Origin of the sequence: Pseudomonas kitaguniensis, assembly GCF_009296165.1 — a bacterium.
Taxonomy (GTDB): domain Bacteria; phylum Pseudomonadota; class Gammaproteobacteria; order Pseudomonadales; family Pseudomonadaceae; genus Aquipseudomonas; species Aquipseudomonas kitaguniensis.
The window spans coordinates 26,388-45,103 of the sequence record NZ_VUAZ01000078.1; the positions used below are offsets into that span (position 1 = coordinate 26,388).

Below are 18,716 nucleotides of genomic sequence, written 5' to 3' on the forward strand. Positions count from 1 at the left end.
CGGCCGTCATTGTTTATCTGCAAGCCTTTGAGAACACGCAAGAAACCTTAGCCGGTATTGCGCAAACCGGCGGCAATACCGGCCACGGACACCAGCAGCGCCTGTTCCAGAGGGCTGTCTTGCGCAGCTTCCTGCAACCGCGAACGCGCCAATAACTCGGCCTGCAACAGGTGCAGCGGGTCGAGGTAGGTGTTGCGCAAGCGGATGAACTCAAGCGTATCCGGGCTATGCGCCAGCAGTTGCGACTGGCCAGTCAGGCCAAGCACCACACGGCACGCCTGCGACAATAGGTCGCGTAAGTGCGCACCCAATGGCAGCAAGTCAGGCTGCACCAGACGCTCATCATATAAACGCGCGATGTCGGCATCCGCCTTGGCCAGCACCATTTCCAGCATATCGATGCGCGTACGGAAGAACGGCCATTGCTCACGCATTTGCCCCAGCAACTCGCCTTCGCCGCGTTCCAGCGCCTTGCTCAATGCCGCTTCCCAGCCGAGCCAGGCGGGCAGCATCAGGCGGGTTTGGGTCCAGCCGAAGATCCATGGGATAGCGCGCAGACTTTCGATACCGCCTGCACGCCGTTTGGCCGGGCGACTGCCGAGCGGCAAGCGACCGAGTTCCTGCTCGGGCGTGGACTGGCGAAAATACTCGACGAACTGCGGATTTTCCCGCACCACCGCGCGGTACGCGCTGACGCCATCGGCCGCCAATTCATCCATCAAATGCCGCCAAGCCGGCTCTGGCGGCGGCGGTGGCAACAAGGTGGCTTCCAGCACGGCCGCCAAATACAGGTTGAGGTTTTGCTCGGCGATGTCCGGCAGGCCGAACTTGAAGCGGATCATCTCGCCTTGTTCGGTGGTACGGAAGCGCCCCGCCACCGAGCCAGGCGGCTGTGACAGGATGGCTGCGTGCGCCGGGCCACCGCCACGGCCAACGGTGCCGCCGCGACCGTGGAACAACAGCAACTCCACTTGCTGCTCGCGGCAAATATCCACCAGACGCTCCTGCGCCCGGTATTGCGCCCAGGCGGCGGCGGTGGTGCCGGCGTCCTTGGCCGAGTCCGAATAGCCGATCATCACTTCTTGCGGGCCTTGCAACCGCGCGCGATAGCCCGGCAATTGCAACAGGCACTCCATCACCGGCCCGGCGTTATCCAGGTCGGCCAGGGTTTCGAATAACGGCACCACGCGCATTGGCCGCTGCACGCCCGACTCTTTAAGCAGCAACTGCACCGCCAGCACATCGGACGCGGCGCCCGCCATGGAAATAACGTACGAGCCGAGCGACGCGGCCGGTGCGGCGGCAATTTCCTTGCAAGTATTCAATACCTCGGCGGTGTCTGCCGAGGGTTTGAAATAACCCGGCAGCAGCGGTCGACGGTTGGCCAATTCATTCATCAGGAAGCTGATGCGCGCCGCTTCATCCCAGTCCTCATAGCGGCCAAGGCCCAAGTAATCGGTGATCTCAGTCATGGCCGCCGAGTGTCGACTGGAATCCTGACGCACATCCAGGCGCACCAGGAACAGGCCAAAGGTCACCGCACGGCGCAGGCAATCGAGCAACGGGCCATCGGCAATCACGCCCATGCCGCACGCGTGCAGCGACTGGTAGCACAGTTGCAGCGGGGCGAGCAGGTCTTGGTTGTCTTGCAACACTTCGGCAGGCGCCGGAGTCGGCGCGGTCAATGCCGTGTGCGCCCACTGGCGGGTGGCGCGCAGGCGTTCGCGCAGTTGCTTGAGCACGGCGCGATAGGGCTCGACGCTGTCGCCGACTTTGGCCTGTAACGCCGGGCTGGCCTGCTGCATCGACAGCTCGGACGCCAAGTGGTCGACGTCACGCAAATACAAATCCGCCGCCATCCAACGCGCCAGCAACAGTACTTCGCGGGTGACCGGCGCGGTGACATTCGGGTTGCCGTCACGGTCGCCGCCCATCCACGAGGCAAAGCGAATCGGCGCCGCCTCCAGTGGCAGGCGCAAGCCGGTGGCGGCGTGCAGCGCCTGGTCGGCCTTGCGCAAATAATTCGGGATGGCCTGCCACAGCGAATGCTCGATCACCGCAAAGCCCCATTTGGCTTCGTCTACCGGCGTGGGCCGGATGCGGCGGATTTCTTCGGTGTGCCACGCCTCGGCGATCAGCCGTTGCAAGCGTTCGCGGATCTGCTCGCGCTCGGCGGTGGTGAGGTCGCGGTGATCCTGCAGCGCCAGTTGCGCGGCAATCGCATCGTATTTCTGGATAAGCGTGCGGCGCGCCACTTCGGTCGGGTGGGCGGTGAGCACCAGTTCAATCTCCAGCTGCGCCAACTGCCGCGCCAAGGATTCATTGCTGTGCCCCTCGCCTTGCAGGCGGGCGAGCAACTCCGGCAATACACGCGATTCAAACGGCGCCGGTTGCGACTCATCGCGCCGATGAATCAACTGGTACTGCTCGGCGATATTCGCCAGGTTAAGGAACTGGTTAAACGCTCGCGCGACCGGTAACAGCTCATCTTCCTGCAGTTGGTTCAAGCTGGCGCTGAGTTCTTCCCCCGCAGCCTGCTCGGCCCCCGCACCGCGGCGGTCAGCCTTGGCGCCTTTGCGGATTTGCTCGATCTTGTCGAGAAAATCATCGCCGTACTGCTCTCGAATGGTGTTGCCCAACAGTTCACCCAGCAGGTGAACATCCTCACGCAAGCGTGCATCGATATCACTCATCAGCCAATCTCCAGCCAGAAATCCGGGACGCGCAGGCCTTCCAGAGTGCCGCCCGCATCGATTTCTGACAAGGCCGAACGCAAACCACTTTAAACCTTGCGGCTTGCAGCTAGTCTCAACAGTGAGCCGCCGCGTTATCCACGCAGGCGGCTGGTCACTCATCACCGCCCGCCATTACAGGCTTTATTGAGGTGGCCATGGGTGAGGAAGGTGATGCGCCGTACGAAGAAGGCGAGCACAACAGAAAAAACTCTAAACAACCTGCAAGCATCGGGAACCGTGGCTTTCAGCGAACTGAGGATCAATCATGAAGACTTTCCAAGAGCTGCTGAATAACTGGGAAGAGAAAGGTGCAGAAGCTCAAGATCTGGTTGAGATAAACGTATCGATCCACAAAGCCGACCTGGTGAAAATAAAAGCATTCGCTGAGGTCTATGGCCTGTCTGAATCCACAATCACTGCGACACTACTCTCCACCTCTATTAAGGAAGCCGAGGAGGCCATTCCTTACGTAAAGGGATCTGAGGTTATTAGAGTCGAAGAAGGTGAAGATATTTTTGCTGACGCAGGCAAGACACCCGCTTACGTCGAAGCTGAACAGAAGATTCACAAGTCCATGCTGACCAATAGCTGACGCCGAGTGAACGCTGGCCCCTTTCGAGGGGCTTTTTGGTGAGTTCATAGTGTAAGACAAGAACACAAGCTCTCCTCTGCATGGGTACAGGGTCGACTAGACAAAGCCGAGTGCGTCAACGGCCCAAAGTCCAAACAGTATCAATAGAAACGAAACGCCACCCCAGTGCACTACAATCAGTTTGCGCTTAAGGCGGGCAGGGAAGTTTTTCAGGTCCTCGCTACTCGCCCCTCCATCGCGCAGATAGAGACGAGGCACTGTCATGACACCCATTATTGCACCCAGAACGAACATCCGCCCCCAAGTGCCTGCGCTCTTAAAGGGGGCTCGGATCATTACAGCGGGACAGTTCTTTAGATGGCTCAACATCAGCTCCATCTTGGTATAGGCGAGGTGCAACGCAAGGCCTAGAAAAACGAATAAACCTCCAAAACCTATCAAACCGACACAGAGGTAAACTTTCTGAGCGGTGCTTATACTCACTTCGTAACCTCGTAAATTACTTCCCCTAGATTTTCACCCGCCTTGCCGATAACCGCCCCCGCTGCAAAAGAGCCCACTCCGATTACCACCAAGCCGCAGACAAGCGCACCTATCCCGGCAGTAGGCGCCCCAAGTGCTACACAGACAGTACCCGTCGCACTGGCTCCTAAAAACGCACTACTTGCAGCGCCACCCGCAATCCCGCCTATAAAGGCTCCACTTTCTGTGTATTTCACCTTCTTACATGCCTCTGTATTGCCCGAAGCGCACACGTCTTGAACCTTGATGTAAGAGGCGCCGCCACCTGCTGCAGTGCCTAGCCATCCGCCGTATTTGACGTATTTGGCAGCCTTTGCGACCCCATCCATATGCGTTGCATAACCAGGAATCTGAGTGGGTGCACCCGCTTTGCTCCAGCGATGTACCAAGCTACGACTTGAAATTCCCAAAGCACTCTTAAGGTTCGGATGATCGGGGAAACCAATACCCTTTTTGGTGAGCCACGTGAGGTTGCTATCGAGCTGGCCAAACAAACGCTTACGCTCGGCAAAAAACTCAGGTGACCGCAGATGCCCGTCACGCAGGAAGGCGCGCTGGTGCAAGGCTTCAATGTCGCGCAGCGACGCTTGTACTTTCTCAAGGTTCGAAGCAAAAATGGCGACGCCAACGCCGGCAGCGGTAGACCCGTATTTGAAAAAGGATTCAAACTCGTCACGATGGCGAGCCAGGAAGTCGGCCTCGTCTGGTGAAAGATCCTGAAGCGCCTTATTCACATTTGCCGCCGCTTCCATCAGTACCGTTTCTTCATACGTACAACTGTAGTTATTGGGGTCACTGAGCACGATCATCTGGCCCGCTTTTACCTGATCCAAATTCGGGTTAAGCGCTTTGAATTTGGCAATAACAGCGGGGTCAGGAGAGGCAAATAACTGAGCCTTTAATTCATCCGCCGTTGTGCTTTTGAGAACAATGTAAAACCCCGGCTCGTGGAGCTGGATCGGCTCAGGCCATCGCTCGCGGGGGAAAAATTTTAAATCTTCGGAGGACGGTGAGGGATAATCGGCATGGGTTGCGTCTTGCGTAGTTGAGCTATCTCTAAGGTATTGAGCATGAGCAAACCGCAACAACCGTTCAGGGTCGGGTTTTAACAGGGGCTGAGTGAGCATGATCAGCGGAATGCGCTTAACCGAACGGGTTATTGCGTCCTGACCTTTGCGGGCCAAGGAATGCGCTTGGCTCAAGAGTTCGCGCTGTTCTTGCAGAATGGCCTGTATGCCCTGGTCAGGGGTCATATGGCCCGTAGCGACATCATCGGCAATACGCTTTGCGTAATAGGCAACTTCCCGATTGAACTGCATGCGCGAAATACCGTGGGCAAGATGCAGAGTACTGACCGTCAGCCCCTGCGCAATCAACTTGCCCGCCGCGCTGTTGACGTCCCAAATCTCATAACGGTTCGGGTTCATCCCTCTTCGCCCCACGAGCTATGATCCGTAGGGTCAGACTCACAGGTATTACCGATCGAATCGTGGGGCGAACAGCCCACTGAAATCGGTCCTTGAGCCTCGCCGCTGATGGTCATGTCACCTCGGTTTGTCATACGTAACACTCCTTTTCGTCAGCCGAAAACCGTATTACAAAAAATCTCAGCCGTGGCGTAGGGCATCTCTGAAAAACCATGCGGAATTTTCCGAACATGCACCGCCGAAGGCCCGGTGAAAATCTGGCCGAGTGACGCGGTGGGCAGCGTCAGCCCCAGACTCGCAGCCAACGATAAGATGCAAACGTGCGACCAGCACCCACCCCTGAAAACCTCCAAAATCAGCAGCAAATGCAGGCTCGGCGTACAGCCGCGCACGGCGAAAGTTCCAACTTTTAAACATTGACCATTCAGTCAGATATTTTTTTCGGCGAATTGCCATCTCGGCTGAACTTTTGAAAAAAGCCTCCGGTCACAGCCAGTAAGCCATCACTTGGAACGGCCGTTTGAACAGGCGTCATGCGCGTAATCGCCGGGCCTGCAAGCGCTGATCAACTGAGATGGATTTTGATGTATTTCAGGAGTTATCTAATGGAGTTGAAGACGATGAAGACCAGCACTGCCAAATCCTCGTTTAACCACCTGCGCGGGCTCAAATTGGCCGCGCTGGCAATCGGCACCAGCTTCGTTCTGGCTGGCTGCGCCGGCAACCCGCCAACCGAGCAATATGCGGTGACTCAGTCGGCCGTCAACAGCGCTGTCAGCGCAGGCGGCACCGAGTACGCAGCGGTTGAGATGAAGTCGGCGCAGGACAAGCTCAAAGAAGCCGAAATCGCGATGCATGACAAGAACTACGACAAGGCTCGCCAGTTGGCTGAACAAGCCGAGTGGGATGCCCGTGTTGCTGAGCGCAAGTCTCAGGCAGCCAAGGCTGACCAGGCTGTGAAAGACTCGCAGAAAGCTGTTCAGGAGCTGCGTCAGGAAGGCATGCGCCCAGCTGTTATCAAGCAGCAATAAGCCGCCGCACCTGATTGCACTGCACCCGATATCGAATTGAAAGGACGACACGACTATGCGTAAACAATTGATGATCCCTGCCCTGCTGGCGATGAGCGTTGCCCTGGCGGCCTGTTCCACCCCGCCAAACGCGAACCTGGAAAACGCACGGACTAACTTCTCGGCCCTGCAAACCAACCCACAAGCGACCAAGCTTGCGGCGCTGGAAACCAAAGACGCCAGCGAGTGGCTGGACAAAGCCGACAAGGCTTACCGCGACAAGGAAGACGAGAAGAAGGTCGACCAACTGGCCTACCTGACCAACCAGCGTGTTGAAGTCGCCAAGGACACCATCTCCCTGCGCGAATCCGAAGCCAAGCTGAAAAACGCGGGTGACGAACGTGCGCGTGCCCTGCTGCAAGCGCGTGATGCGCAGATCAAGCAACTGCAAGACAGCTTGAACGCCAAGCAGACTGATCGCGGTACGCTGGTAACCTTCGGTGACGTGCTGTTCGCCACCAACAAGTCCGACCTGAAATCCAGCGGCCTGGTCAACATCACCAAGCTGGCTCAGTTCCTGCGCGACAACCCGGACCGTAAAGTGATCGTCGAAGGCTACACCGACAGCACCGGTTCCGACTCGTACAACCAGAGCCTGTCTGAGCGTCGTGCTGCTTCCGTACAGCGTGCACTGGCTCAACAAGGCGTGGATATTTCGCGCATCGTGACCCAGGGTTACGGCAAGGAATACCCGGTTGCCGACAACGGCAGCGTATCGGGCCGTGCCATGAACCGCCGCGTTGAAGTGACCATTTCCAACGACAACCAACCGGTTAAGCCACGCTCGTCCGTCGCTAACTGATTGATTGACGCTCGATAAAAAACCCACCTTATGGTGGGTTTTTTTATTGTCAGGCTTCGACTTTGCGGTTGTTGTCGTCACCCGGCATCATGGCTTCCATGCCTTGACGCCCACCCATCATTTTTTCCAGCGCCTCGGGATTCATCTGGCCTTCTGAGCCGCCTGAGCCTTCGGAGCCGCCGCCCTTGGCGCCGCCCGATGCTTTGGACAACATGTCCATAAGCATTTTGAGCGGGTCTTGTTTGTCTTGCTTCTCGGCGCCCTGCTTCTCGGCGCCTTCATCACCGCCCTGATCCAGTTTTGCCTGGCCGCCGGCCATCGCGAGCATTTTGCCAATCGCACTAATATCCATCATCACACTCCCAGATCAGTTAGTCGTAAGTAATCATCAGTAACACTGACACGTCATTCAGTGGCTTCTTACGCGAAACGGTTCCAGATACTTGTGCAATGACACATTTGACCGCTGGTGCGCGCTATTCCTGCAGCTTGGGTGTTTCCTGGCCCAGGCAGCGCACGGCCTGCTTCTTGTTGTTCACCAGTACGCCGCTCAGGCCTTTTTGCTCGGTGTCGAACATCACCAGCACACCGTCAATGCACTGCGCCACTTGCGCGGCCGGGGTCAGGGAGATTTTGTAGTCTTGACCCGGCACGGTCTTGAGCAAGGTGAAGTCGCTGAGCAGCAAGGCATCGTCGGGCTTGGCGAAGTGCAGGTAGCCGTAGTACCAAAGGCAACCGACGGTGCCGATGATGGTGCCTATGCCGGTCAGAATCAGCGGGATCATGTTGCGTTCTTCGCTCATTGCGGGTGCTCTAATGACTCAACGTTGGGAACCGGGTAGTTGGGAATCTCACCCAGCCGCCGCAGGCCATTGAAGTGCTGCGGGTCGTCCAGATAGCGCAGCATTACGGTTTGCCAGGTCTTGTCGGCAAAGGTTTGCACGTGGCCGCCACGGGTCAACTGCAACACCCTGGGCGGCGGCGCAGCCTGGTACAGGCGGATGCCATTGGCCAGCGGCACGATCGGGTCATCCACGCTGTGGAACAGCAACTTCGGCACGCCGGTCAGTTGCGGCATGGCGTAGATAGCGCTGTCGCCGTCCGGCACCAGCCAGGACAGCGGCACCTGGAACGGCCATGTTAACCAGGAGGTGCTCAGGGCGAATTGTCCTACGTCACGATAACTGGCAGGAACGCCGTCCAGCACCAAGGCCTTAAGCCGGGTTTGGCGCTCGGGATGGGCTGCCAGGTAATGCACCGCCAATGAGCCGCCCAGGCTTTGGCCGAGGACGATCAGCGGCAGATGCTGTGTTTCAGGCGCCGTGTCGACCCAACGAAAGGCCGCATCGATGTCTTGATACACCGCCGGCAATGACGGCTTGCCCTCGGACAAGCCGTAACCGCGATAGTCCAGCAGCAGCACTTGGTAACCCTGCTCGGGCAACCACCAACTGCCGCCCAAGTGCCAGGCAAGGTTGCCGCCGTTGCCGTGCAGGTGCAGCACCGTGCCTTTGACCGGCACACCCGGTCTGGCCGGCAGCCACCAGGCGTGAAGTTTCACCCCGTCGGCGCTGGTCAGGGTGACATCGCGGTACGCCAAGTGGGCTTTTTGCGGCGTGAACGGCAAGCCGGGCTCGGGGTAAAACAGCAGGGAGCTGCAGCCGTTCAGCGTGAGTAGCAGGCAAAGAATGCCGAGGATTCTCATCCGTTGAAGCCTCGTGAATGGGTTGAAAGTCAACTGTGGGAGCGGGCTTGCTCGCGATGGCGGCGGGTCAGTCGACGCATCTGTTACTGATACACCGCGATCGCGAGCAAGCCCGCTCCCACAGTTTTGACTCGGTTTGTTCAGGAATATCGTTTAAAGGATATTCGAGTAATCCGCCTCGATCCGGTCCAGGCTCAAGTGGTTGAGGAAGTTGGAGAAGCACATCCAAGCCGCCAATGCGTTCATGTCGCGAAACTGTTCCGGCAGGTACTTGGGCGTCACCACCAGGCCTTCATCGACCAGTTGGCGCAGGGTGCGCATGTCTTCCAGCGTGGTCTTGCCGCAGAACAGCAACGGCACTTGTTCCAGCTTGCCTTTGCGCACGGCCAACTGAATGTAGTTGTAGACCATGATAAAGCCCTTGAGATAGGACAAATCCTTGGTAAACGGCAGCCCCGTCGGCGTCGAGCCACGGAACACGCGGCTGGCATTGCCGTAGCTTTCGGCCATTTCAAAGCCTTGTTCGCGGAAGAAATCGAACACCTGCAGGAAGTCGGCGCCCTCCTCGACCATGTGGATCGCGCGGGTGCGGTTGGTCAGTTTGCGCAGGCGGCTGGGGTAAGAGGCGAAGGTGATGATCTCCATCAAAATCGCCAGGCCTTCCTGGGTCACGGTGGACGACGGCGGGCCTTTGGAAAGGAAGGTACAGATCGGCTGGTTCTGGCCGTTGAGGGTCGTGCCGACGTGCACCAGGCCCTCGTGTACTTCCAGGGCGCGCACGTCGCGGTCGTTGAACATCGCGTCGGCGCGAATCTTGATGTAGTCGGCACCCGCCGCCGCGTCGGCAACAATACCGTCGGACTCAAACACGCGAATGGTTTCTTCGGCCTCGCCAAATACCTTGTTCAAGCGGGTTTGCAATAAAGCCACCGCGTCCTTGGCGGTCAGGGTTTTGGCTTCGTCCTTGAGGTCGCCACGGCCGTCGATCTGGTTCAGGTAGTCGGACATCATCATGCCCAAGTCGGCCAAGGTCGGGTCGCCGGCGTGGAACGCATCCGAGGCGGCGCCGTAGAGTTCCTGGGAGATCAGGCCAAAGTCTTCGGTGCCGCGCGCTTCGAGCATGCGCACCACCATGCGATATTCGCGGCACATGCGGCGCATGATCTGCCCCACCGGGCTGAACTGGCCGAGGCGGCGGGTGATGTCGCGCTCAATGTTCTGGAATTCCAGCTTGACCGCGCTGGAGTCAAACGACAACGGCCGGTTGAGGTAGTAGTCACGGTCCACGGCTGGCATCACTTTGCCCTTGCCCTTGAGAAACCCCTGGCGAATGCTTTCGTCCCATTTGACGGCGTCGAGCACGCGAATCGGTGTTTGCGCCAGCACAATTCGATCGGACAAGGCGCGTATCGTCTGCTGGTAATCGTCCACCCGGTGCTTCCTCTTTAAACGTTATTTGCCCGCACGCTGGTAGCGCACGGCTTCAACGAACACATCGGCATTGGCCGGGTCATCCAGGTAGGCAAATACCTGGGCCATGGGGCTGTCGACCACTACGCCGGCGCCCTCAACGGTTTCCACAGTGCTGCCCTGCAGCGCCTGCTGGCCTATGGCTTGATGTATCTGCTCCAGATCGAGGTTATAGACCACCAAGTCGTGCTTTTCGTCGAACTCGAAGCCCGCCACAAGGTAATGCCCACCGAACCTGGCCGGCAAAGGCGCCGACAGGTACCAGCGGCTACCATGCCGCGAGACGCTGAACAGGTATTCATCACGCTGGCCCGGCTTGGCTTCAGGGTAGCTCACGGCTTTGTAACGGTGGTCACCGGCACGCGTGATTTGCAGGTTGAGCGGCTCGCCCCAGGCATTTTTGCTCGCCCAATGGCCGAGCAGTTCATCCGGCGCGGCCTCATGGGCCGGCAGCGGGTGCTTGAACGTCACCAGGCAACCGCTGAGCCACATGAACGACAACGCGATTACCGCAACACGCCAGGCTTTCATCACATACCCCTATACCGAGGCCAACACCAAATGCATGTAACGCTTGAGAATCTCAAGCATCTCCTCACCGGTCAAAGGCTCCTGGCCACCCAGCAGGCACTGATATTCCATCCGACCGATTATCGCCGTCAACACTTTGGCATCCTGTTGCGGCTCGCGCGAACCCAATACCTTGAAAAACTGCTCGGTGCCTTGCAACAGAATCTGTTGATGGGAGCGCACCAGTTCGGCCAGGCGCGGGTTCAACAGGGCTTCCTGGCGAAAAGCCTGCTCAGCCATCAGGTGTTCACGCCGGTTGGTCAGTTGGCGCAGCACATAGTCGGCCGTGAGCCGCGCAATGTCATCGGCCAACTGCGCGCGCGACTGCGGGCCGCCGTCGCCATAGGCGACCATCTCGCGCAGCAGGCCTTCGTTGCGCACCCACAGCTTGCCCATGAAGGCGGCGCTGCGCTCTACATATTGGGCGAAGGTGTCGGTGAGCAAGTCGTCGATGTCTTTGAAGTAGTAGGTGGTGGCCGACAACGGCACACCCGCCTCCGCCGCCACCGCGCGATGGCGTACGGCGCGCACGCCATCACGCACCACAATGCGCATGGCCGCATCGAGAATCTCTTGCCTGCGCTGCTCGCTGCCCCGGCGGCTGGCCTTGCGGCCCTGGTACTGGACGCTTTCAGCCACGGCCGCGGCAATGCCGGCGGCGCCTTCTTGAGCCATTACGCGGTTCACGACACCCATCCTTGAAAAGATCAAAACCTGGCGCTGTTTGCTTGACGCTTAAAGACGCCACATAAAAAAGCCGCCTTATAAAAGGCGGCTTCGGATTTCGCTACGGTTACGCTTGTGGCCGCATGTGCGGGAACAAGATCACGTCGCGGATCGACGGCGAGTTGGTCAGCAACATCACCAGGCGGTCGATGCCGATACCTTCACCGGCCGTCGGCGGCATGCCGTACTCCAGGGCGCGCACAAAGTCGGCGTCGTAGTGCATGGCTTCATCGTCGCCGGCGTCCTTGTCGGCCACCTGCGCCATGAAGCGCTCGGCCTGGTCTTCGGCGTCGTTAAGCTCGGAGTAGGCGTTGGCGATTTCGCGGCCGCCGATGAACAGCTCGAAACGGTCGGTGACGTTCGGGTTGTCATCGTTGCGACGGGCCAGCGGCGACACTTCGAACGGGTACTGGGTAATGAAGTGCGGCTGTTCGAGCTTGTGCTCCACCAGCTCTTCGAAAATCATCACCTGCAATTTACCCAAGCCTTCGAAGCCCAGCACCTTGGCGCCGGCTTTTTTAGCGATAGCGCGAGCCTTGTCGATGTCGGTCAGGTCGTCAGCGCTCAGCTCGGGGTTGTACTTGAGGATCGAATCGAACACCGACAAACGCACGAACGGCTCGCCGAAGTGGAACACCTTGTCGCCGTACGGCACGTCGGTAGTACCGAGTACAAGCTGCGCGAGTTCGCGGAACAGCTCTTCGGTCAGGTCATGTTGTCTTCATAGTCGGCGTAAGCCTGGTAGAACTCCAACATGGTGAATTCAGGGTTGTGACGCGTCGAAACGCCTTCGTTACGGAAGTTACGGTTGATCTCGAAAACTTTTTCGAAACCGCCGACCACCAGGCGCTTGAGGTACAGCTCCGGCGCAATGCGCAAGAACATTTCCAGGTCCAGCGCGTTGTGGTGGGTCTCGAAAGGCTTGGCTGCGGCACCACCGGGGATGGTTTGCAGCATCGGCGTTTCGACTTCGAGAAAATCTCGCTGCATCAGGAAGCTGCGGATGTGGGCGATGACTTGCGAACGCACGCGGAACGTTTGGCGTACGTCTTCGTTGACGATCAGGTCAACGTAGCGCTGGCGGTAACGCTGCTCGGTGTCGGTCAGGCCGTGGTGCTTGTCGGGCAGTGGGCGCAGGGATTTGGTCAGCAGGCGCACGCTGGTCATTTCAACGTACAGGTCGCCCTTGCCGGAGCGCGCCAGGGTGCCTTCTGCTGCAATGATGTCGCCCATGTCCCAGGTTTTCACCGAGGCCAGGGTTTCTTCCGGCAACGTTTTGCGGTTGACGTAGACCTGGATGCGCCCGGACATGTCCTGGATCACCATGAACGAGCCACGGTTGAGCATGATGCGACCTGCCACCTTGACCGGGATCGCAGCCTCTGCCAGCTCTTCCTTGGTCTTGTCCGCGTAGGTTTTCTGCAAGTCTGCGCAGTAAGCGTCGCGGCGGAAGTCGTTGGGGAAGGCATTGCCCTTGGCGCGCTCGGCAGCAAGCTTTTCCTTGCGCAGGGCGATCAGGGAGTTTTCTTCCTGTTGCAGGGCCTGGTCGAGTTGTTGGTCGCTCATGTCTTTAAATTTTCCATCAGGTTCGTTGTCCCCGGCCTGCGGCCGGGGATCGTCCGGCGAGGAACTAGGCGTCCCCCCGGCGCTTGCAGTCTTTTTTACAGGCCCGATTTCAGGCTGGCTTCCAGGTATTCGTCGATATCACCGTCGAGCACCTTGTCGCAATCGCTGCGTTCGATGTTAGTGCGCAGATCCTTGATCCGCGACGCATCAAGCACATACGAACGGATCTGGTGACCCCAGCCAATATCCGACTTGGTGTCTTCCAGCGCCTGGGAAGCGGCGTTGCGCTTCTGCATTTCCTGCTCGTACAACTTGGCCCGCAGCATTTTCATGGCGGTGTCCTTGTTCGCGTGCTGGGAACGTTCGTTCTGGCAACTGACCACCGTGTTGGTCGGCACGTGAGTAATACGTACCGCCGAGTCGGTGGTGTTTACGTGCTGACCACCGGCACCGGAGGAGCGGTAGGTGTCGATGCGCAGGTCGGCCGGGTTGATCTCGATTTCGACCTTGTCATCGATCTCTGGCGAGACGAACACCGCAGAGAACGAGGTGTGGCGACGGTTGCCGGAGTCGAACGGGCTCTTGCGCACCAAGCGGTGCACGCCGATCTCGGTACGCAACCAGCCAAACGCGTATTCGCCCTTGATGTGCACGGTCGCGCCCTTGATACCGGCGACTTCACCAGCCGACAGTTCCATGATGGTCGCGTCGAAGCCGCGTTTGTCGGCCCAGCGCAGGTACATGCGCAACAAGATGTTGGCCCAGTCCTGGGCTTCGGTGCCGCCGGAACCGGCCTGGATGTCCAGGTAGGCGTTGTTCGGGTCCATTTCGTGGCTGAACATGCGGCGAAATTCAAGCTTGGCGAGGTTTTCCTCGAGACGGGCCAGCTCGGCGACGACATCGCCCACTGCGCCTTCGTCGTTTTCTTCAACGGCCATGTCCAGCAGGTCGCGGCAATCGCCCAGACCGGTGTTCAATTCGTCGAGCGTATCGACGATCAGCGCCAGCGCAGCGCGCTCGCGGCCCAGTTCCTGGGCGTATTCAGGTTTGTTCCAGACAGCCGGATCTTCAAGCTCGCGATTGACTTCGGTCAGACGCTCATGCTTTTGATCGTAGTCAAAGATACCCCCGAATAGTTTCGGAGCGCTCGGACAGGTCCTTGATGGTGTTAAGGATCGGGTTGATTTCCATGGCGGGCAGCACTCGTTGGCGAACTTTTGAAAGCCTGCGAGTATAACGACAAACGGGCGGCAGCGGCAGCCCGCTTGGTCAAATACGCCAAGACGGCGCAGCCCTCTTTGAAGCAGAGCGGTCAGCGAAAGCTGAGCTTGCCAGCGACGGGCAGTGCTTCAGATAGCTGACTCAACCTCTAACGCCTGCCAAAAAACATACCGTTCATCTGTTTAGCAAAAAAATCAAGATCAATAAAAACCAACGCATAGAGCACTTATAAAAAAATACAGCCAAAACCGACTTTAATAAAAACAGTCAGTTAAACATCACACAAAACGTCTTAGGACGTTACTTACAAACAAGCAAGAACATTAACACTCAAGCATCAGACCCGTCTTACAAAGCTTCCCACCCACTTCAAAGCATATCAAAAAGCCAGCTACTTGCGCTCTTATTGAACTTAATTAAGTTAAGCCATAGCGACGTACGTATTACGTGTTCGTCAGCGCACGCACGCCTACACATTAGATCACTCCAAAAGGGAGAGACAACATGGCACAACAAGGGTGGCAACCCGGGCAGCCTTTAGAAATAAAACCAACGATAATAACGGCCGGAAGGCGAAACACTTATTGGGGCGGCGAAGGCGGTGGTTACAGTGGGAACGGCGATGGTTGGGGCCTTCAGGAAGGACCGCGTCGAGGCGAGGGCGACCCGACCAGATTCAAGCAGTTCGACTTCCCCAGCACCACAGCGGATTTCATTGGAGAGCAAAAATACAACCAATCCTTGATTGATGCAGCGTACAGCAAGCGATTTGCAACGCTCAATATTCAGACCGAGCGCGAACTCGAAGAGCAGCAGCACGCCGGGAAGGCTGAGCAACCACTCACCGAAAGAGAGTCAGCAGTTCTAGATCAAAAAATCGCATTAACATTCATCCATGCCAAAAAAACCACCTACAACAACACCGCTCCGGTGATGTATGGCCTCTATGACCAGAACCCATTTTACCTAATGGAAAATTTAACAACTACAAAGCTGCGCGAAACGCTTGCGGGTTCTGACCCGATAACAAAACTGGCCGATACTTACACGCTTTACGACGCCGTCTGGACGGCCGCACAAGAGCTGAAGGCACTTTCACTTTCTATAGAAATAGTGGCAGAAAAACTTTCAATGCTGGCGGAAAACCGGAAGCAGTTGGAGGCATCCATTACCGAGACGGAGCCTGCTTGGTCAAACCTACAAAATGAATACCTTAAAACCCTGGCAGTTGAGTTGGACATTTACGTTCAATTACTGCCCGAGTTTTTGCAGGTCGAATTGGCCTCCCTTGCGGATTCTATCGTTGGCTTGCCACCCGACCAAACCCTCATGCTTTACAAAAACACGCTGGACAAAATGATCGAAGACACGATGGCTGCTATCAGGCCTGTTGACCCCCCACTCGCCCGTAACCGCAATGGGCTCATCATTTACTATCCCGCAACCAATCCACTGGTTACACCGCCTCTGAGCAAACCCGAGCTTGAGGGGCTCAAACAGCTCATTTATCTGCAGCAGAATACCGCGCTTGGGGTGAGATGGCTCAGCCATCACGACTTTGTGCTGAAGTCAGAGTCCGTCAGGTATCTGATCAACGCTTCGAATGCGCTCGGCGATCTTACAGAACGCGCGCAAGAGATAGCAGCAGCGTTGGCGCGTATTGATTCGGGACGAGAGGAAAATACATTCCGCACGTCGGTCTCAACCGCCGCGACTCAAGCGGTGGTCATGACCTCAGTAGGAACCATTGCTACAACAGAAGGAATTACAGTCACTCTCCAAGCCGCAATTCGCGCGGCAGTAGTCGCATTGGCAGAATTCGCAGCCAGTAGCGCAAGCGGCTTGTTTATCGGGGTCTCTGCTCTGATCTATTCACCCAAACTGGCCAACGGCGAACTTCCTGAGCGATATGCACTGGGCATTCCAGTTTCAAACTTTGTGACAGACCTCAACGAGTCAACGATAACCGCCGCAGTCAAGGGCACTGTCGACCTTGCGGTTCGAATGAGTTCGAAGACGGCTGCAGATGGGCGGTCTGAAGTCTTTGTGGTCCATACCGACGGCATAAGCGTGCCCTCTAAGGTCAGGGTGGTTGCTGCAACCTATGATTCAGCACAGAAGAAGTACACCGTCACTACAAATGATGTTCCACCCAGAACGTTAACGTGGACACCTATCGTTGATCCCGGGGACAGCTCAACAACACTGCCCGTTGATCAGCCGGAGCCGCACGTTTACGCGGGTGCTACGGTCACTCCGGTTGAGGGCAGAATTGATTGGTTTCCGGGAATCAGCGCCGCAAGCTTTGATGACTTCATAACGATATTCCCCACCGATTCAGGATTGCCTCCTATCTATCTGATGTTCAGGGATAGGCGTGAGGATCCGGGGGTGGCAACGGGTGATGGACAACTCGTGACAGGTGTTTGGCTGGGAACCGCTCCTGGGAATGAAGGAGCTTCTATCCCATTGCAAGTGGCTGACCAACTGAGAGGCAGAACATTCAAAAACTGGAGGGAGTTTCGAGAAGCGCTTTGGAAAACTGTAAGTGCTGACCTACTATTAATGAGCGATTTCCTGCCGCACAACAAGTACATTGCAAGTCAAGGGCTATCCCCCTATGCTCCACTTGAAGAGCATTTGGGTGAAAACAAAAAATTTGAAATCCATCATGTTATACCCCTGGAGTACGGTGGCGAGCTATACAACATCGACAACCTTATAATCGTCACGCCCAGAAGACACGCGGAGCTGCACCGCGCACTTCGACTTGAAAAAGGGAGGACCCATCATGAAGCATAAAGAAAAATTGGAAGACTACACAGAAAGAGAGTTCCTCGAGTTCCTTAATTCTTTTTTTGAAAATAACTCAGGAGCCGAGGGAGACAAGCTTGAAGAATATCTGGATAACTGGCTAAAACAGTTTGAAATACTAGTAGACCATCCAAAAAAGAGCGATATAGTTTTTTATCCAGAGACTGGATACGAAGGCACTGAAGGAATTTTAAGATTTGTCAAAGAGTGGCTAAGTGCGAATGCCAAGCCGGGTTTTAAAGCAGAATAACGTACTCAATAAACCTCCGTCATCAATTCAATACTGCTGGCGGACTTTTTCGTTCAATAACACAGCATTTTTACTTAGCTAGCAACCATCCTGAAGATCCAATGTGGCGGCTTGCTCGCGATAGCGGTGTGTCAGTCAACGCACGGGTTGAATGAAAGACCATCGCGAGCAAGCCCGCTCCCACCGTTGAAGTGGGTGCGGCGTTGGGTTATTCGATGCCTACTTGATTACGCCCGTTATGCTTGGCCGTGTACAAGCCCTTGTCCGCCGCCATGATCAGTTGCCGACAATCGCTGCCTTGTTGTGGCGTGATGGTCGACAAGCCAATGCTGATCGTCAGGCTTGCGCCCTCAGCCGGGGCGATGTGCGGGATCTTGAGCGCGGCAACTGCCATGCGCAGCTTTTCCGCCACCAGGCGTGCGCCGCCCGGCGAGGTGTTCGGCAGCACCAGGGCAAACTCTTCGCCGCCGTAACGCGCCGGCAGGTCCGAGGGGCGGCTGCTGGCTTCGCGGATGGTGGCAGCGACTTTGCGCAAGGCTTCATCGCCTTCCACATGGCCGAAGCTGTCGTTGTAGGTCTTGAAGAAGTCCACGTCGATCATCAGCAACGACAGCTGGTTCTGGTCACGCATGGCGCGGCGCCATTCCAGTTCCAGGTATTCGTCGAAGTGACGGCGGTTGGACAGCCCGGTAAGGCCGTCGGAGTTCATCAGGCGTTGCAGCACCAAATTGGTGTCGAGCAACTGTTGCTGACTGACGCGCAGCGCACGATACGCGGCATCCCGCTGCAACAGGGTCATGTAGGACCGCGAGTGATAGCGAATGCGCGCCACCAGCTCGATGTTGTCCGGTAGCTTGACCAGGTAATCATTGGCGCCAGCGGAGAACGCTGCGCTTTTGATCAGCGGGTCTTCCTTGGTGGACAGCACGATGATCGGGATATTCGCCGTGGCCGGGTGGTTGCGGTACTCGCGCACCAGGTCAGGCCGTCCAGACCGGGCATCACCAAGTCTTGCAGGATCACCGTGGGCTTGATGCGAATGGCTTGGGCAATCGCTTGATGCGGGTCGGCACAAAAGTGAAAATCGATGTTTTCTTCGTGGGACAAGCCGCGCCGCACGGCTTCACCGATCATGGCCTGGTCGTCGACCAGCAACACCATGGCGGCATTTTCGTCGTTCTTGAAATCGTCGAGCTGTAAATCATTCATTTGCAGTCACCTGAATTACTACCTGCAAGCCGGCACT

At 57.1% G+C, this 18,716-nt stretch carries 14 protein-coding genes and 2 pseudogenes; 5 read left to right on the top strand and 11 right to left on the bottom strand.

Annotation, left to right across the window (positions count from 1 at the left end):
* Positions 1-47 precede the first annotated feature (47 nt).
* On the bottom strand, positions 48-2,693 hold the full coding sequence (ppc, locus tag F0169_RS14240) for a phosphoenolpyruvate carboxylase (protein ID WP_152746878.1): 2,646 nt from the start codon (positions 2,691-2,693) through the stop codon (positions 48-50).
* Between the two features lie 307 nt (positions 2,694-3,000).
* Here ppc and F0169_RS14245 point away from each other — a divergent pair, with 307 nt between their 5' ends.
* Positions 3,001-3,327 (top strand): hypothetical protein, encoded by a 327-nt coding sequence (locus F0169_RS14245; RefSeq protein WP_058413636.1) that lies wholly within the window; start codon positions 3,001-3,003, stop codon positions 3,325-3,327.
* A gap of 479 nt (positions 3,328-3,806) precedes the next feature.
* On the opposite strand, the gene F0169_RS14255 is transcribed toward F0169_RS14245, so the two are convergent.
* Positions 3,807-5,276: a hypothetical protein gene (locus tag F0169_RS14255; RefSeq protein ID WP_152746879.1), complete on the bottom strand. Its 1,470-nt coding sequence runs from the start codon at positions 5,274-5,276 to the stop codon at positions 3,807-3,809.
* 605 nt (positions 5,277-5,881) lie between these two features.
* Here F0169_RS14255 and F0169_RS14260 point away from each other — a divergent pair.
* Both F0169_RS14260 and lptF read left to right on the top strand, forming a co-directional pair.
* Positions 5,882-6,307 carry a DUF4398 domain-containing protein gene (locus F0169_RS14260; protein ID WP_058413638.1) on the top strand — a complete coding sequence of 142 codons (426 nt, stop codon included), beginning with the start codon at positions 5,882-5,884 and terminating at the stop codon, positions 6,305-6,307.
* 55 nt (positions 6,308-6,362) lie between these two features.
* Complete coding sequence (gene lptF, locus F0169_RS14265) at positions 6,363-7,148, top strand: lipotoxin F family OmpA-related lipoprotein LptF (RefSeq protein WP_058413639.1); 786 nt, start codon at positions 6,363-6,365, stop codon at positions 7,146-7,148.
* 49 nt (positions 7,149-7,197) lie between these two features.
* On the opposite strand, the gene F0169_RS14270 is transcribed toward lptF, so the two are convergent.
* The 8 genes and pseudogenes from F0169_RS14270 to prfB form a co-directional block, all read right to left on the bottom strand.
* Positions 7,198-7,500 carry a hypothetical protein gene (locus F0169_RS14270; protein WP_241679124.1) on the bottom strand — a complete coding sequence of 101 codons (303 nt, stop codon included), beginning with the start codon at positions 7,498-7,500 and terminating at the stop codon, positions 7,198-7,200.
* Positions 7,501-7,624: 124 nt separating this feature from the next.
* Positions 7,625-7,951, bottom strand: coding sequence for a PA3694 family proteiin (locus F0169_RS14275; RefSeq protein WP_152746880.1), 327 nt, complete (start codon positions 7,949-7,951; stop codon positions 7,625-7,627).
* A complete protein-coding gene (locus F0169_RS14280) occupies positions 7,948-8,853 on the bottom strand; it encodes an alpha/beta hydrolase (RefSeq protein ID WP_152746881.1) in 906 nt (301 codons plus the stop codon). Before F0169_RS14280 ends, F0169_RS14275 begins: the two co-directional genes overlap by 4 nt.
* Positions 8,854-9,006: 153 nt before the next feature.
* The gene (locus F0169_RS14285) at positions 9,007-10,284 is read right to left on the bottom strand and encodes a flavohemoglobin expression-modulating QEGLA motif protein (RefSeq protein WP_058413643.1); all 1,278 of its coding nucleotides are present in this window, start codon (positions 10,282-10,284) and stop codon (positions 9,007-9,009) included.
* A 21-nt stretch (positions 10,285-10,305) separates the two neighbouring features.
* Complete coding sequence (locus tag F0169_RS14290) at positions 10,306-10,854, bottom strand: hypothetical protein (RefSeq protein ID WP_152746882.1); 549 nt, start codon at positions 10,852-10,854, stop codon at positions 10,306-10,308.
* Between the two features lie 9 nt (positions 10,855-10,863).
* Positions 10,864-11,580, bottom strand: coding sequence for a TetR/AcrR family transcriptional regulator (locus tag F0169_RS14295; RefSeq protein ID WP_099236125.1), 717 nt, complete (start codon positions 11,578-11,580; stop codon positions 10,864-10,866).
* A 106-nt stretch (positions 11,581-11,686) separates the two neighbouring features.
* Positions 11,687-13,185: pseudogene (lysS, locus tag F0169_RS14300) on the bottom strand (lysine--tRNA ligase).
* Positions 13,186-13,280: 95 nt separating this feature from the next.
* Positions 13,281-14,376, bottom strand: a protein-coding gene (prfB, locus tag F0169_RS14305) for a peptide chain release factor 2 (RefSeq protein WP_099236123.1) whose coding sequence is annotated in 2 segments (ribosomal slippage) — positions 13,281-14,303 and positions 14,305-14,376 — 1,095 coding nt in all. Because the reading frame shifts where the segments join, the coding sequence is not laid out codon by codon here.
* Between the two features lie 534 nt (positions 14,377-14,910).
* Here prfB and F0169_RS14310 point away from each other — a divergent pair.
* Positions 14,911-17,208: an S-type pyocin domain-containing protein gene (locus tag F0169_RS14310; RefSeq protein WP_152746883.1), complete on the top strand. Its 2,298-nt coding sequence runs from the start codon at positions 14,911-14,913 to the stop codon at positions 17,206-17,208.
* Entirely contained in the window at positions 17,198-17,470 is a 273-nt protein-coding gene (locus tag F0169_RS14315; protein WP_152746884.1) for a bacteriocin immunity protein, read from the top strand. Before F0169_RS14310 ends, F0169_RS14315 begins: the two co-directional genes overlap by 11 nt.
* 208 nt (positions 17,471-17,678) lie before the next feature.
* Here F0169_RS14315 and F0169_RS14320 read toward each other — a convergent pair.
* A pseudogene (locus tag F0169_RS14320) lies at positions 17,679-18,679 on the bottom strand (diguanylate cyclase).
* Positions 18,680-18,716 lie beyond the last annotated feature (37 nt).